Below are 16,432 nucleotides of genomic sequence, written 5' to 3'. Positions count from 1 at the left end.
GCTTTTTTTTAGTTCTTAATTTTTATCAGCACTTTTATGTTGTAGTTGTTTAATATCTTTTTATTGTTTTTGATTTTCCCATTCGCATTAAGATAGGTAATCATAATTTTATATTTTGGAGTCTCTACTTCCTGAGTTATTTTTTTATTTGCATTATAGTTCTCTTTAAAATCTGCATTTTTATTTACAAAATCATTGATTTGTATTGGAATATTGTCTTGATTAATTTGAAGATCTAAACCGTAGTCTTTATCATGAGATTGAATTGAATAGCTTTTGTTTTCGATTTTTATACAATCATTACACTCGAATTTGTTTTGATAAGAAGAAAGAGTAAAGGATATATCATAGCCGTGAATGTTCTCTACATTATTTTGATCATTTTCGTAATAATAGTAATAAAACTCATCTTTGTTTTTTTCTTTTTTATCATAAGGAGATCTATATTCAAATCCTAAAGCTTCCATGATTTCATAATCGCTTGGAAATTTATCTGTTTTAAGAAGCGTCTCAAGTTTTGTTTTGGCATAAGGAACCATTATTTCTACACCATAATTATCTTCAAGAAAAGAAACAATACTGCTTAAATCTTGTTCTTGTTCGAAAGTCAATTTTTGATTTGACTTTTTCATGTAAGATTCAAATCGTGATAATTGACTGTTTTTTGAAATAAAATTAGCACTTTGCGGACCAGCAAGAGAAAGCATTCCTGCCAAACACAAACTTACCGGAATGAACTTTATTTTAGGCTGTTTTCGAATTAAAAAATATCCCACAATAACAGAAAGCCATATCGATAATAAAAGAACATAATAACGTTCATGTGTAAATCCGTAAAGATTGATTCGGTATAAAATCGCCCAAAAAAGTAGTCCCAGTAACGGAATCAACAAAAAATAAAACCATCTGTTAAAAGTTCTCATCCATAGATTGTTGGTTTCGGTCGCAATAGGATGAACCAATAAAAAAGACAGAATACCAAAAATAGCGAATACCAAAACAAGATACGAAACCCATCCAACAGGCAAAGAAAGCGTAACAAGTATTTTAGCTTCATAACAAATTAAAATCACCAGATAAAGGCTTATTAAAGGTAACAAAACATATTGCGTAAAATTTTTAAGCCCTTTAGGATACTTTAAAATCAAAGGATTCTCGCTGTTATTCGTTTCAGGAACTCCGTTTAAAAAGAATATAGTATTGAAGATCCCGGCAATCACAAAAAAGATATGAATATAAATGTGATCATAAAATTTTACATTGAATAATTTGTCAATTGCCAAAATAGCCAGTGATAATCCGCAATAAAGTACAACACTATATAATCCAGCGGTTAAAATTCTTAGAAAAAGCTGTTTGTTAAATTCCCAAAACTCATCCTGATCATATGATCTGGGCAAGAAACCGGCAAATGAAACTAACAAATGCAAAGCGATATTAAGCACTAAAAACTGTTGTATTTCAAGATCTGTAATATCCTTATGAAAATTAAACACAAACAGAACAATAAAGCTTCCAAGTATTATACTGGTTATAAAGCGTAAAATAGTATTCTTTTTTGAGGCCAGGAAAAACAAACTAACAGAAAGAAATAATACAAGACATAAAGAAGCACTCATTAATGCTTTTTCATAAAACTCTTTATTAGGATCATTATAGTTTTTCTCATTAAGGATAATGGCGAAAATAGTTCCTAAAATGGCCGTTATATTTTCCAGGGGAAATCTGAGAACCGTTTTTAGTGTTGCGTTTAGAACGTTTTGTAAAGAAGGAAGTCTGCTCATTTTTTAATCAGTTATATTGTACTAAGAAAGGTAAATTGTAAGAGATAACCAAATAATAATAGTAATGACAAAAAAATGTTATCAGCATTTTATTGATTTTACATTTCAGTACTATTTCAAAACCAAATGGATGATTTTTTCTCAATAAATTACTAAGTTTGGAATACTAAATTAAAACGTATGAAAAATAAAATGATCCTCGTTTTGATTGCTTATGGAGGAGTAGTTTTTTCGCAGGCAATTAAAAAACCTCTCGTTTCGGCAATTACAGACAAAGACCTTAAAACAGATATGTACCAGATGGCTGGTGATCATTTTAACGGTCGTGAAGCAGGAACTTTAGATGAGTTAAAAGTATCAATGTGGCTGGCAAATAAAGCAAAAGAAGCAGGAATGGCTCCGGCTGGTGATGACGGAACTTATTTTCAGTTTTTTGATATGTACAGGCATCAGGTGACGCCAAATACAAAGTTTAAAATTGGGCAAAAAGAATATAAATTGTGGAAAGATGTTCTTGTAGCAGAAACTACAAATATTAAAGTAGATGCATCATTAGTATATTTGGGAGCTGCTACAAAAGAAGAAATCGAAAAAGCAGATATCAAAGGAAAAGCAGTTGTTTTACTAGCTTCAAAAGAAGGAATTGCTGATGATATTTCGTTGTTTGACAGACGTTATCCAGGCCTTGTTAGAAATAAATATTACGATCTTGTAGTTAAAAAAGGAGCAACGGCACTTATTATGGTAGCAGATGCATTGGCTGAAGAAAGCTGGTCTCAGGTTGAACCACAAATGACAAGAGGTATTTACGGAATAGAAGGTTTTCGCGATAAAATTGGTGCGACAATGCCAGTTTTTTGGGTACACAATGATCAGTTAGAATATCTTAAAAGCACTAAAGATTTATTGTCTACAGAAGTAATTTCTGAAACCTACAAATATCCATCTGTGAATGTTGTAGGAATAATTGAAGGGACAGATGCTAAATTAAAAAAGGAATATGTTCTTTTTAGCGGACATCAGGATCACGATGGAGTAAGACAAAAATACGGTAAGGATTCTATCTATAACGGGGCAGATGATAACGCAAGTACTTGTGTCGCTATGTTAGCCATTGCAAGAGCGTATAAAAAACAACCCGGAAAAAGAACTTCTCTATTTGTATTTCACGGTTCAGAAGAGCGTGGCTTATTAGGTTCAAGATGGTATGCAGCACACTCAACAGTTCCGGAAAAGGATATTATTGCAGTGTTAAACGGAGATATGATTGGTAGAAATAATGTAAACCAGGCAGCGCTTTTAGGCTCTAGTTCTCCTCATGAAAATTCATCAGATTTAGTGGCAATTGCTAAAAGAGCAAATGACGAAGGGCCTAAATTTGATTTAGATAAATTATGGGACAGACCAGAACATCCTGAGTATTTTTACTTTCGTTCAGATCATTTACCGTATGCAAAAAGAGGAATTCCATCTGTTTTTTACACCAGTGTTTTGCACAGTCAATATCACACCCCAATGGATGAATCTGAAAATATTGATTTCGTAAAATTGCATAAAATGACAGAGTGGATGTACCGTACAGGCTGGATTTTATCTAATGATGCAGGTCGTCCTAAAACATTACCAAACGTACAATTAGAGCGATAGAATAATCTTAAAAAAAATAAAAAACCATTTTATTAGCGCTGAAATTAAGACGCGGATAAAACGGATTCGCTATCGCGAAAACGCAGATAAAAACAGATTTAATTATTCTTTAAATTTTGAAACAACATAACCCAAGAAAAAAATCCGTTTTATCCGCGTCTTTACGAAGTAAATCAGTTTCATCCGCGTTCAAAATAAACACACAGATTTGATATTACAAAACGATATCAATTAAAAATAAAAGAGGCTATCTAAATGAATAGATAGCCTCTTTTTTATGTTTAAGAGTAACTAGTTGTCAAAAAAATCTAATAATCTAAGTTAGTCCAATAATCTAAATTTACAATCCAAATTCAGCTTTTACTTTATCTACGAAATCAAGTTTCTCCCAAGTAAACAACTCAACAGTAACTGTTTTTTCGTGTCCTCCAGGAGCAAAGAAAGTTTTAGTTACCACTTCTGGTTTACGTCCCATGTGTCCGTAAGCAGCAGTTTCGCTATAGATTGGATTTCTTAATTTCAAACGTTGCTCGATAAAGTAAGGACGCATATCAAAGATAGCTTCTACTTTTTTAGCGATTTCACCGTTAGTTAAATTTACTTTAGAAGTTCCGTAAGTATCAATAAAGATTCCCATTGGTTCAGCAACTCCAATTGCATAAGAAACCTGAACTAAAATCTCGTCAGCAACACCTGCAGCCACTAAGTTTTTAGCGATATGACGTGTAGCATAAGCAGCACTTCTGTCTACTTTACTAGGATCTTTTCCAGAGAATGCACCACCACCGTGAGCACCTTTTCCACCGTAAGTATCTACAATGATTTTTCTTCCTGTTAAACCAGTATCTCCGTGAGGTCCTCCAATAACGAATTTTCCTGTTGGGTTAATATGGTAGTTGATTTTATCATTGAATAAATGCGCGTGAGCTGGATTTTTTGCAATGATTCTTGGAATCAAAATTTCGATAATATCTTTTTTGATTTTAGCCAGCATTGTAGCTTCTTCATCAAAATCGTCGTGTTGAGTCGAGATTACAATCGCGTCAATACGAGTTGGTTTGTTATCATCGCTATATTCTAAAGTTACCTGCGATTTTGCATCAGGACGTAAATAAGTAATTTCTTTGTTTTCACGTCTTAAAATTGCTAATTCCTGTAATAATTTATGAGATAAATCAAGTGCCAATGGCATGTAGTTTTCAGTTTCGTTAGTTGCGTAACCAAACATCATTCCTTGGTCTCCAGCACCTTGCTCTTCTGGCTTAGCTCTGTCAACACCCTGATTAATATCTGCTGATTGCTCATGAATTGCAGAAAGAATTCCACAAGAGTTTGCTTCAAACATATACTCGCTTTTAGTATATCCGATTTTACGGATAACTTCACGGGCAATTTGCTGCACATCAAGATAAGTATTCGATTTTACTTCACCTGCTAAAATTACCTGACCAGTTGTAACAAGAGTTTCACAAGCTACTTTTGAGTCAGCATCAAATGCCAGAAAGTTATCAATTAAAGCATCCGAAATTTGATCTGCAACTTTGTCTGGATGCCCTTCACTAACAGATTCTGACGTAAATAAATAAGCCATAATAATTTATTAAATTAACATTAAGCGAGGAAAAGTAATTGCTGAAAGTGCTAAAGGAGGTATCCTGCTTTAGCATTTTTTACTACTGAAATTAATCTTTCAGCATTCATAACGAACCGTTTCATTATGAAGAGGTTGCAATCAGTTCAAATTTTTCCTCTGTATTCGGGTGCAAAGGTATAAAACCATTTTGATTTGCAAATTAAAGTTCAACTTTTTTTATTTTTATAAGTAGAAATTTAACACAAACATACTAAATTGATAGGGTAATAGAAATTATTTCTGCTTTTGTTTGGTCGATTAAAAAATAGTTTGCAAATTTGCCCTATCAAAATAAAAGAAAAGATGAAATCAACAATTTGCAATATGTCTTGTAAGATGCCGGAGCCTTCCGCAGAGACGCTATTGTAGATTTTTTTCAAAAATATATATAGAACCTCTGCTAATTGCAGAGGTTTTTTTTTGCTCAAAAAGCAACAGAGTATTAAACCACACTTTCAAATCAAAATAGTAATCAATCAGAAGAACACATGAAAAAAAATGTAGTATTAGCATTAGGTCTTTTAACATTTTCCGGAATCTATGCCCAGGATAATAAAAAAGAGCAGGATACTTTAAAGAACAATGAATTATCAGAAGTAACAATAGTAGGATCCAGAAGTAAAAACCGTGTAAAAACAGATGTTCCCGTTCCGGTTGATGTTTTTAATATCTCAGATATAACAAAAGGATCGCCACAAACCAGCGTTACGCAGATTTTAAATTATGTTGCACCCTCTTTTACAAGTAATGCAACATCTACTGCAGATGCTACAGATCACGTTGATCCGGCACAATTAAGAGGTTTGGGACCGGACCAGGTTTTGATATTAGTAAATGGTAAACGCAGACATTCAAGTGCTCTGGTAAATATAAACGGATCTCCCGGAAGAGGTTCTGTAGGAACAGATTTAAATGCAATCCCGTCATTTGCTATCGAAAGAATTGAAGTTTTGCGTGATGGAGCTGCAGCTCAATATGGTTCTGATGCAATTGCGGGAGTGATCAATATTGTATTAAAAAAGAATGCTAATTATATTTCAGGAGGAATTCAATATGGTACAAATTTATCATCAGGATCTAATAATTTTAAAGGTGGTGCCGATGGTCAAAATTTACAAGTAGATTTAAATTACGGAACCTCTTTAGGGAAAGCCGGAAGTTTCCTTAATATTACCGGAAGTGCCGTAACAAGACAAGCCACGAGCAGAGCCGGAATTAGGAATAATGCTATTTTTAATGCCTATAATGCTGTCGAAAACAGAGCGGCTCAAAATGGAGTTGCTATTAACTCCTTATATAGTAATATAAATAACACGCCCAATTCTGCACAAATTCTTACTTCATTAAAGCAATATGCGCCACAAGTAAGTTATTTTACACCGGCACAACAAACAGCAATCTCATCTGCAGCTACATTGGCTCAAATGCAAACGGCTTTAAATTTTGATGTAACCAATAACGAAATTGCTTACAGAGGGCAGGAAAGAAGTGATTATAATATGAGTGTTGGTCAGTCAGAATTAGCTTCGGGACAATTGTACTATAATACTAAATATCCCCTGACAGAAACCACAGCTTTATACTCTTTTGGTGGAGTTTCGTATAGAAATGGTAAATCATATGCGTTTAACAGATTGCCAAATGGTTCCGGAACTTTCACGCAAGTGTATGAAAACGGATTTTTGCCGGAAATACAATCGGATATTTTAGATGCTTCATCTGCGGTTGGAGTTACAACAGAATTATTTGGTTTTGATACTGATCTTAGTACAAACCTGGGAACGAACTCTTTTAAATATGATGTAAACAACACGATCAATGCAACTTTAGGAACCAATTCAGGTACCAGTTTTGATGCCGGTAAAGTTTCGTTTTTGCAAAGTACGACCAATTTAGATTTCAGTAAAAAGCTGGATGTTTTAGAAGGATTAAACCTTGCTTTTGGTGGAGAATTCAGATATGAAAATTATCAGATCAAATCTGGAGAAGAAGCTTCTTACGGGTTGTATGATATAAACGGAAATTTAGTTTCAGGAATTCTGCCAAGTAATTCACCGTTAATTGTGACTGACTTTTTTGGCAACAAACGTGGAGCAGGAGCGCAGGGATTTTCTGGATTTCAGCCAGCAGATGCTAAAGAAAAAGACCGAAAAAGCGGTGCGGCTTATGTTGATTTAGAATTGAATGCCACTAAAAACTGGCTTTTAAACGGAGCTGCCCGTTACGAGAATTATTCAGATTTTGGAAGTACAGTTATTTTTAAACTGGCATCTCTTTTAAAATTGAATGATAATATTAACTGGAGAATTTCAGGTCAAACCGGTTTTAGAGCACCATCATTACAACAAAAATATTTTGAAGCAAGTTCTACTCAATTTATAAATGGTTCTCCGTATCAGGTAGGTTATTTTACAAACGATTCGCAAGCAGCAAAAAGTATTGGAGTTGAAAGTCTGAAACCTGAAAAATCTAAAAGTATCAGTACAGGATTTACATTCAAGATTCCAGAAGCAAATATTACCATTGCAACAGATGCTTACTTTACAAGAATCGATGACAGAGTGGTATTAACCGGACAATATGCAAGACCAACTGATGCCCAGATAGCAGGTGCAACATCTGACAAGCAAAGAGATGCATTGACATTGTTTCAGCAAGCATTTGATTTAAAAGGAGTGGAAAGAGCTTCGTTCTGGACCAACGGAATCAACTCTGAAACGAAAGGTATTGATGTCGTAATTTCTCAAAAATATGATGTAATTCAGGATTTTACAATTCGAAATGATTTTGCTTTAAGTTACAATACAACAAAAAGAGTGGGGAAATTAAATGTTCCTCAATCTATTATTGATGCAGGTGGTGATCCTTATATATATTCATTTTTTCCGGAATCAAGCCGTATTTATTTAGAAGAAGCAATTCCTAAATTAAAAGCGAATTTAATGACAACTTTCAATATCAAAAAATTGGATATTTATTTAAGAAACAGCTATTTCGGAAAAGTTACAGATCCCGGAGCAACAGATGTAAATCTTGACGGATCATCTTCAGTTTACGAACATCCTGAATACAGCTCAAAAATAGTTACTGATTTATCTTTTGGATATCAAATCAACGAGAAATTCAGATTCACAGTTGGTTTTAATAATATAGGAGATGTATATCCGGATAGAAATAATCCATCTACTCCGGCCTTTACTAATACAACACCAACATTGTCTCCTGCGCCTAGTGCCGACTTAACAAATGCAAATCAGTTTGCTTATTCAAGAGCAGTGTCACAATTTGGATTAAACGGAAGATTTGGTTTTGCCAGATTAAGTTTCAAATTTTAAGCAGAATATAATTAACCACAGATTAAATGGATCGAACTGATTTGCACAAATTTTTTAAATCATTTTAATCTGTGGCTAACTTTTTTTATAAAGAAACACCTGTATTTACAGGGCTTCTAAAAAAATAATGTAAAATGTCAATTTTTAATTTGGTAGATCTAAAAATACTTTATATATTTACTCTATCAAATTAGTCGAGTTTAAAAATAAGAATAATTCAAATAAAATAAAAATGAAAACAATAGCGAAAAATATGATGATATGTTGTGAGATGATGCAAATGTGCATCCCAATTCGTTGTTGCCAAAAGTAAAAGATAAAATCTTTGTTATAGTTAGATCTATAAGCCCTTTTGGTCGCCATCCGAAAGGGCTTTTTTTTTTAACATTTTTAAATTTCAAATTATGAAAACACTAAACTCAATTGCAATAGAATATTTATTGAGAAACGATTCTCAAAAAAACAATAAATCAGAAGAGATAACTACAGAAGTTATAAGAATAAATACAGAGCAAAAAATAAAAAGTCAAAAATCATTACTGTTTCATCTGTATGATCTTGAAGAAGAAGCAGAAGAATTTTTTGTTTAAATCAATTCAAAAATTAATTACAATATCAATATATAAGTATTAACAATACCTAAAAACTAAGAAATTATGAGCACACAAAAATTTGCAACAAACGCATTACACGCAGGACATGATGTTACTAAAAACGCAGGAACCAGAGCTGTACCAATTTACCAGACATCATCATATGTATTTAACGATTCAGATCACGCTGCCAATTTATTTGGTCTTGCCGAAGCCGGATTTATTTATACCCGATTAAATAATCCAACAAATGATGTTTTAGAACAACGACTGGCGGCGCTCGAAGGTGGAATTGGAGCTGTAGTTACAGCATCAGGAGCATCTGCAATTTCTACAACTTTCCTGACTTTGCTAAAAGCGGGCGATCATATTGTGGCTTCGAACAGTTTATACGGAGGAACATATAATTTGTTAAGCGTTACTTTACCTCGTTTGGGTATTACGACAACATTTGTAGATCCGTCTAAACCGGAAAATTTCACTAAAGCAGCCAAAGAAAATACAAGAGCCTTTTTTGTAGAATCTTTAGGAAACCCAAAATTAGATGTATTAGACCTGAAAGGAATTTCGGCAGAAGCCAAAAACTTTAAAGTACCTTTTATTGTAGACAACACTGTAGCTACTCCTTATTTATTGAATCCAATTGCATACGGAGCAGATATTGTGATTCACTCTTTAACCAAATATATTTCAGGCAACGGAACTTCATTAGGAGGTGTTATTATAGATGCAGGAAATTTTGACTGGTCAAACGGAAAATTTCCTGAATTTACGGAACCTTCTGCAGGATATCACGGACTAGTGTACCACGAAGCCTTAGGAAATGCAGCTTTCATAGCAAAAGCAAGAATCGAAGGCTTACGTGATTTTGGTGCAGCTTTAAGTCCGTTTAATGCTTTTCAGATTATTCAGGGATTAGAAACATTACCAATCCGAATTCAGAAACACAGCGAGAATGCATTAGCATTAGCTTCTTGGTTGGAAAAACAAGATGAGGTAGTTTGGGTAAACTATCCAGGTTTAAAAAACAATAAATATTATGATCTCGCACAACAATATTTACCAAAAGGACAAAGTGGTGTTATCACCTTTGGACTAAAAGGTGGTTTTGATGCGGCTAAAAAAGTAGTTGACCAAACAAAATTGTTCTCGCTTCTGGCCAATATTGGTGATACAAAATCACTAATTATACATCCGGCAAGTACAACGCACCAACAATTATCTGATGAAGATCAGTTAGAAACGGGAGTTTCAAAAGATTTAGTCCGACTTTCTGTAGGACTTGAAGATATCGAAGATTTAATTGCTGATTTGCAAGCTGCTTTCGCCAGCGTTACCCAATCGCAATACAGCATTAATAAAAATTAGGTTTTTTTGTTTTTTGTTTGAAAAATTGCCTTTAGTAGCGTGAGTTCTGCTAGAGGTGATTTTTTATAAAAAACGATCTATATAAAAGTTTTTTCACCATATAAGTGATATAAGTTCATTTTAGTAGAGGCGCACAATTTAGTAGAGACGCACAGCAGTGCGTCTAAGTTGTCTAAACAGTATGTCTAAATCATATACGTTGATAGTATTAAATGAACTTATATCACTTATATGGTTTAATTAACCCCCAATAAATCAAAAATCATGTCAAAGCTTAAAATAAATATCATCCTTTTTGGAATTGGAAATATCGGAAGTACTTTGATTAATCAAATTATCGAAAGTCAGGAGTTTTTTCTCGAAAGTAAAAATGTTGACTTTCATTTTCCGATTATAACAAATTCAACAGTTGCTTTTTTCGAGAAAGAAGGCGTAGGATATGCTTGGGAAACTAATTTCTTAGAATTGGCAGTTCCTTTTAAAGTACAGGATATTATTGAATTTGCAAAGCAAAATGAATTTGAGAACCTAATTGCGGTTGATGCGACAGCAAGTGATGAGCTAATTCACCATTATAATACTTTGATCGAAAACGGATTTAATATTGTAGCGGTAAATAAAAAAGCCAATACATTGCCCATTGATCTCTATAAAGAGATCAGGACAAATCTTAAAAAATACGATAAAGAGTTTTTGTATGAAACATCAGTAGATACAGGTTTTCCGGTATTGCAAACTCTGAGGGATTTGTATTACTCCGGAGAAAAAATTACGAAAATAAGAGGTGTTTTCTCTGACAATCTGAGTTACGTCTTTAATAGATTTGCAACTGAAGAAGCTTCGTTTTCATCCCTTTTAAAAGATGCAAGTTTACTGGGCCTGATGCGTTCTACTTTTAAGGAAGACCTTTCCGGAAATGATACAGCGAGAAAATTGCTGATCTTGACAAGGGAAATTGGTAAGGATTTTGAACTTTCAGATATAAAAATCAATTCTCTTATTACAGAAGAACATCTGGAGAAAAACGGAATCCTTAATAAAGACGCAATCGACAAATCGTTTAAAATTGCAAAAATAACCCAGGCAGAGAATCATGTATTAAGATATGTAGGTGAATTTGATGTGCAGAAAAATACGTTAGAAGTTAAATTAATTTCAGAACCTGTTTCATCTGCTATTGGACAATTAAAAGGTTCAGATACCATTTTTGAGATTTATACACAATCATATGCAGATGTTCCAATTGCAATTCAAAGTGCTTCGGCATGTAAACAAGCTATTTCAAGAGGGATAATAACTGACATTTTGAAAGTCGCTGAAAAAATAAAAAATAAAGAAGCAGTTTGGCTGTAAGTGGTTTCTATTAGTAGTAAGTTGTTCTTTGATATGTTGAAACAGGAAAGTTCTTAACGTATTTTTTTGTAGGTTTTAACGCTCAATTATTTAAATCTTAAATTTGTAAGATGTTTTTTAACGATAAAAAGATGTTTTTTAACGTTTTTTAGGATTAATTTGCTGATCCTCACTTGCATAATTGAAAAAATATTCGCACATTTGTAATACCTCAAAATTACCAGAAGTAAATTTAGAATTTAACATATTGTTATGTCGATCGGGATCAAAAGTTGAATGAACTTTAATCTTATTGATTTTAAAAGAAGATTAAGTTAAAAGTATTTTTCAATAATTTCGAGAAGCTTATTAAAATGAAACAAATGCAAGAATTTTTTAAAATAGCAAGTAAATCACAGATGAATAAATCCCTACAGATGAACAAGATGTTTAACGTCGCACGTATTTGTGTACGCGTCTGTTGATACTAAAAGTATATATAAGTTGTATAAAACTTAAACCCTTTTGGTATTAAAACCCAAAAGGGTTTTTTTATTTCATTTAGTAGCTATAACAAAAAAATAAACAAACAATAAAGATTATAAAACATTAACGAACATAAACTTAAATATCATGAGCAAATTAAACTACATAACAAAAACTTTTTCTACATTAAAAAATTTGAAAGCTAGAAGAAACAATCCGCCACCGCCAGCAAATGAATTGGTACATCCAAGATTTGGAATTACTGAGGCAGATAAAATAGCGGAGAAAAAAGAGCCAAACTCATTATTGTTTTTGATGTATTCAAAAGAAAATGAAACACTTTTTATCTAAATCAAAAAGTATCATAAAATAGGGGAATACCTGCTTAATTTTACTGGGCAATTTGTTCGGTAATTTTTTGCGTACAATAATTTTTGTTTGAATTATATTTAAGAAATTGCGGAATCAGTTTCGATAAAATTTGTTTGTTTAAGAAATTAGTAGTTAATTTGCACCTTTAAGTTCAAAAACGTATTGAAATGTTATAAAGAAAGGACGAGGGATTAGACCCGATGAATCCTTAGCAACCCTTCGTTAAATCGAAGAAGGTGCTGCATTCTACCACGCCCAAACGTGGAAAGATAACAACAAGAATTTTCTAGTTTCACTCTAGTACTTTCTTTCTAATATTTCCACATACAAATCAATAATAAAAAGATTTGAAATTGGAAAATATACCAAGTCCCATTATAATTCACGATTTCATCACACAAAGTGGTGCATCATATCCGTTAATACCGCTAAGTTTTACACTTTCTGGCTTACCATTACATAGCGCGCCTATTGTTTTGGTGAATCATGCATTGACTGGAAATGCTCAGGTTACAGGCGAAAATGGTTGGTGGAATGATTTAATTGGGAACGAAAAAACAATAGATACTAACAAATATACCATTTTGGCATTTGATGTTCCCGGCAACGGAAACGATTCTTTCGTAATAGAAAACTATCAGGATTTTACAACCAGAGATATTGCCAGAATTTTTATAAAAGGAATTCAAGCTTTACATATCAACCAATTGCACACCATTATTGGCGGTTCTGTTGGTGGAGGAATTGCCTGGGAAATTCTTGCATTAGAACCTAATATTACCCAAAACTTAATTCCGATTGCAACAGACTGGAAATCGACAGACTGGATGATTGCTAATTGTTATTTACAAGAGCAAATCCTGAACAATTCTTCAAGACCTATCGAAGATGCCAGAATTCATGCCATGTTGTGTTATCGCTCTCCTGAATCATTCAAAGAAAAATTTCAACGTACGATCAACGACAACCTTTCGATTTTTAATATCGAAAGCTGGTTGGCACATCACGGCGAAAAATTACAAAAAAGATATCAATTGGCATCGTATAAACTGATGAACCAATTGCTTAAAACCATAGATATTACCAGAAATAGTGACGATTTTGAAACTTTATTGTCCAGAACAAATACTGCGATCCATATTATCGGAATCAACTCAGATTTGTTTTTTACACCAAAAGAAAATCGTGAAACATTTCAGGAATTAAAGAAGTTCAAAAAGAATGTTTTTTACAGCGAAATAGATTCGGTTCACGGACATGACGCTTTTTTAATCGAGTACAAACAACTAGATCATTTACTTGCCGATATTTTTAAGGCAGAAACAATAGAAAAATAAAATGAAAATATTAAAATTTGGAGGCAAATCGTTATCAAACGGAGAAGGACTTAACAAAGTAGTTTCAATCATTTCTGATAAAGTAAATCAAGGAGAACAAATTGCAGTTGTAGTTTCAGCACGCGGAAATGCAACAGATGAATTAGAATATATTTTGAAACTTGCCGCTAAAAATGGCAATTATAAACCATTATTTGAGAATTTTAAAGCCTATCAAATATCAGATTATCCAAAAGTAGATCTGTCTGAAGAATTTAATGTTTTAGAAAAACTTTTTGAAGGCGTTAGCTTAATTGGAGATTATAGTAACAAAATAAAAGATCAGATTTTGTCGAAAGGCGAATTGCTTTCAGCTAAATTATTAACTGCTATTTTAAAAGAAAAAGGAGTTCCGGCTAATTTTGTTGATTCGAGAGAATTGCTAAAAACCGATTCTAAATTTGGTGATGCACAACCTTTGGAACAACTTTCCAAGAAAAATGTCATCAATTATTTTAAAGAACATAACGGTTCAACCGTAAATATTGTAACCGGTTTTATTGGATCAAACAACAATAACGACACCACGACTTTAGGAAGAAACGGAAGTAATTATACCGCATCATTAATTGCTAATTATCTAAATGCCGAAGAATTACAAAACTTCACTCATGTTGACGGAATTTATACAGCAAACCCGGATCTTGTTGCTGATGCAAAAAAAATAGAGTTTTTATCGTTTAATGAAGCAAATGAATTAGCGAATTTTGGAGCAACGATTTTACATGCAAAAACCATCATTCCTTTATTAGAAAAAAATATTCCGCTACGTATTTTAAATACATTCAATCATGAAAATCGCGGAACTTTAATCACTTCAGATTCGACTAAAGAAGGAATCAAAACTCTTTCGGTTTTAGAAAACGTGTCGCTGGTGAATCTTGAAGGCCGTGGATTACTTGGAAAAGCCGGAGTTGATGCCCGAATTTTTAAGGTTATGGGCGATCATAATATCAGCGTAAGTATTATTTCACAAGGTTCTTCAGAAAGAGGAATTGGTCTTGTTGTTGCAACAGATAAAGCGACTCTTGCGATGGTAGAACTTGAAAAAGAGTTTGAAAATGACTTTTATTCTAAAGATGTAAACCAAATTACGGTTACAGATAATGTTTCGGTAATTTCGATTATTGGTCAGGATTTAAGCACTTTTCATAAACCATATACGGCTTTAATAAAAAATAAAATAGTTCCAATATTATTTAACAACACGGTTACTGGCAAGAACGTGAGTTTGGTAGTTAAAAAAGCAGAACTAAATAAAGCATTAAACGTAATTCACGGAGAGATTTTTGGAGTTTCTAAAAAGATCAATATTGCTATTTTTGGTCACGGATTAGTAGGCGGAACTTTAATCAATCAGATTTTAGAATCTGCTGCTGCAATCGAAAAACGTAAAGACATTAAACTGAATGTATTTGCAATTGCAAATTCTAAGAAATTACTTTTAAACAAAAACGGCGTAACTTCCGGATGGAAAAATGATATTCAGAAAGAAGGACTTGATTATACTATAAATGATGTAATTGCTTATGCAAATCAATATCATTTAGAAAATTTAATTGCAATAGATAATACCGCAAGTGCCACATTTGTAGAAAACTACATTACGCTTGCAGAAAGCAGTTTCGACTTGATTTCTTCGAATAAAGTTGCCAATACTTTAAGTTATGGCTTTTATAAAGAATTAAGGAAAGCTTTAGCCGAAAACCAAAAGAATTATTTGTACGAAACCAATGTTGGTGCAGGTTTACCATTAATTGATACCATAAAATTATTGCACCTTTCGGGTGAAAATATCACAAAAATAAAAGGGGTTTTCTCCGGAACATTGAGTTATTTATTCAATAATTTCTCAGCAAAAGATGCTCCGTTTAGCCAGATATTGCAAGAAGCAATCGATAACGGCTATACAGAACCGGACCCGCGTGAAGATTTATGTGGAAATGATGTTGGTAGAAAATTATTGATTTTGGCAAGAGAATTAGATTTACAAAATGAGTTTGAAGAAATCTCAATTCAGAATCTAATTCCGGAACATTTGCGTGAAGGAAATGTATCAGATTTCTTAACTAAACTAAAAGAATTTGACCCAATTTACGATAAAATAAAAGCAGATCAAAAACCAAATCATGTATTAAGATACATTGGTGAATTGTCCGGAGATTTGCAAAATGACAAAGGAATTCTGGAAGTAAAACTAGTTTCAGTACCTTCTGATACTGCTTTAGGCGGATTAAAAGGATCTGATTCTTTCTTCGAAATTTATACAGAATCTTATGGAGACCGACCAATCGTAATTCAGGGAGCCGGTGCAGGTTCTGCAGTAACAGCGAGAGGAGTTTTTGGAGATATTTTGAGATTATCTGATAAAGGGTAGGAAGATTTTGGATTTTAGAATTTAGATTGCAGATTTTAGATTTATACGCCTAGTTTGTCATTTCGAGGAACGAGAAATCACACACGAAATTCGTTCAATCTTTGTCGCCAATCTGGTGTGATTTCTCCT

At 33.1% G+C, this 16,432-nt stretch carries 10 protein-coding genes and 1 riboswitch; of the genes, 8 read left to right on the top strand and 2 right to left on the bottom strand.

Going from position 1 to position 16,432, the window contains the following annotated elements; translation table 11 throughout:
• Positions 1 to 8: 8 nt before the first annotated feature.
• Positions 9 to 1,784: a DUF4153 domain-containing protein gene (locus RC62_RS16390; RefSeq protein WP_055097139.1), complete on the bottom strand. Its 1,776-nt coding sequence runs from the start codon at positions 1,782 to 1,784 to the stop codon at positions 9 to 11.
• A gap of 180 nt (positions 1,785 to 1,964) precedes the next feature.
• On the opposite strand from RC62_RS16390, the gene RC62_RS16385 reads away from it, so the two are divergent.
• The gene (locus RC62_RS16385; RefSeq protein WP_055097137.1) at positions 1,965 to 3,431 is read left to right on the top strand and encodes a M28 family metallopeptidase; all 1,467 of its coding nucleotides are present in this window, start codon (positions 1,965 to 1,967) and stop codon (positions 3,429 to 3,431) included.
• Between the two features lie 340 nt (positions 3,432 to 3,771).
• Here RC62_RS16385 and metK read toward each other — a convergent pair whose 3' ends face one another.
• Positions 3,772 to 5,022 carry a methionine adenosyltransferase gene (metK, locus tag RC62_RS16380; protein WP_055097134.1) on the bottom strand — a complete coding sequence of 417 codons (1,251 nt, stop codon included), beginning with the start codon at positions 5,020 to 5,022 and terminating at the stop codon, positions 3,772 to 3,774.
• A gap of 530 nt (positions 5,023 to 5,552) precedes the next feature.
• On the opposite strand from metK, the gene RC62_RS16375 reads away from it, so the two are divergent.
• The 7 genes from RC62_RS16375 to thrA all read left to right on the top strand — a co-directional run bounded on the left by RC62_RS16375 (position 5,553) and on the right by thrA (position 16,303).
• Entirely contained in the window at positions 5,553 to 8,399 is a 2,847-nt protein-coding gene (locus tag RC62_RS16375) for a TonB-dependent receptor plug domain-containing protein (protein WP_055097133.1), read from the top strand.
• Between the two features lie 404 nt (positions 8,400 to 8,803).
• A complete protein-coding gene (locus RC62_RS16370) occupies positions 8,804 to 8,989 on the top strand; it encodes a hypothetical protein (RefSeq protein WP_055097131.1) in 186 nt (61 codons plus the stop codon).
• A 66-nt stretch (positions 8,990 to 9,055) separates the two neighbouring features.
• On the top strand, positions 9,056 to 10,360 hold the full coding sequence (locus RC62_RS16365) for an O-acetylhomoserine aminocarboxypropyltransferase/cysteine synthase family protein (RefSeq protein WP_055097128.1): 1,305 nt from the start codon (positions 9,056 to 9,058) through the stop codon (positions 10,358 to 10,360).
• 264 nt (positions 10,361 to 10,624) lie between these two features.
• A complete protein-coding gene (locus RC62_RS16360) occupies positions 10,625 to 11,713 on the top strand; it encodes an aspartate kinase (RefSeq protein WP_055097126.1) in 1,089 nt (362 codons plus the stop codon).
• Between the two features lie 612 nt (positions 11,714 to 12,325).
• The gene (locus tag RC62_RS16355; protein ID WP_055097124.1) at positions 12,326 to 12,529 is read left to right on the top strand and encodes a hypothetical protein; all 204 of its coding nucleotides are present in this window, start codon (positions 12,326 to 12,328) and stop codon (positions 12,527 to 12,529) included.
• 188 nt (positions 12,530 to 12,717) lie between these two features.
• Positions 12,718 to 12,826: riboswitch (SAM riboswitch) on the top strand.
• Positions 12,827 to 12,903: 77 nt separating this feature from the next.
• Positions 12,904 to 13,887 (top strand): alpha/beta fold hydrolase, encoded by a 984-nt coding sequence (locus RC62_RS16350; protein WP_245176840.1) that lies wholly within the window; start codon positions 12,904 to 12,906, stop codon positions 13,885 to 13,887.
• Between the two features lies 1 nt (position 13,888).
• Positions 13,889 to 16,303: a bifunctional aspartate kinase/homoserine dehydrogenase I gene (gene thrA / locus RC62_RS16345; protein WP_055097120.1), complete on the top strand. Its 2,415-nt coding sequence runs from the start codon at positions 13,889 to 13,891 to the stop codon at positions 16,301 to 16,303.
• The last annotated feature ends 129 nt before the right edge of the window (positions 16,304 to 16,432 follow it).

The organism is Flavobacterium aquidurense (assembly GCF_001404985.1).
Lineage (GTDB): Bacteria > Bacteroidota > Bacteroidia > Flavobacteriales > Flavobacteriaceae > Flavobacterium > Flavobacterium aquidurense_B.
Note: the sequence above shows the minus strand (reverse complement) of the source record. Positions and strands in the feature narration are given on the sequence as shown.

Bases quoted from the DNA above. Each gene is read 5' to 3' on its own strand.
- thrA (WP_055097120.1), top strand. From the start codon at position 13,889: ATGAAAATATTAAAATTTGGAGGCAAATCGTTATCAAACGGAGAAGGA.
- RC62_RS16360 (WP_055097126.1), top strand. From the start codon at position 10,625: ATGTCAAAGCTTAAAATAAATATCATCCTTTTTGGAATTGGAAATATC.
- metK (WP_055097134.1), bottom strand. From the start codon at position 5,022: ATGGCTTATTTATTTACGTCAGAATCTGTTAGTGAAGGGCATCCAGAC.
- RC62_RS16370 (WP_055097131.1), top strand. From the start codon at position 8,804: ATGAAAACACTAAACTCAATTGCAATAGAATATTTATTGAGAAACGAT.
- RC62_RS16375 (WP_055097133.1), top strand. From the start codon at position 5,553: ATGAAAAAAAATGTAGTATTAGCATTAGGTCTTTTAACATTTTCCGGA.
- RC62_RS16355 (WP_055097124.1), top strand. From the start codon at position 12,326: ATGAGCAAATTAAACTACATAACAAAAACTTTTTCTACATTAAAAAAT.
- RC62_RS16385 (WP_055097137.1), top strand. From the start codon at position 1,965: ATGAAAAATAAAATGATCCTCGTTTTGATTGCTTATGGAGGAGTAGTT.
- RC62_RS16390 (WP_055097139.1), bottom strand. From the start codon at position 1,784: ATGAGCAGACTTCCTTCTTTACAAAACGTTCTAAACGCAACACTAAAA.
- RC62_RS16365 (WP_055097128.1), top strand. From the start codon at position 9,056: ATGAGCACACAAAAATTTGCAACAAACGCATTACACGCAGGACATGAT.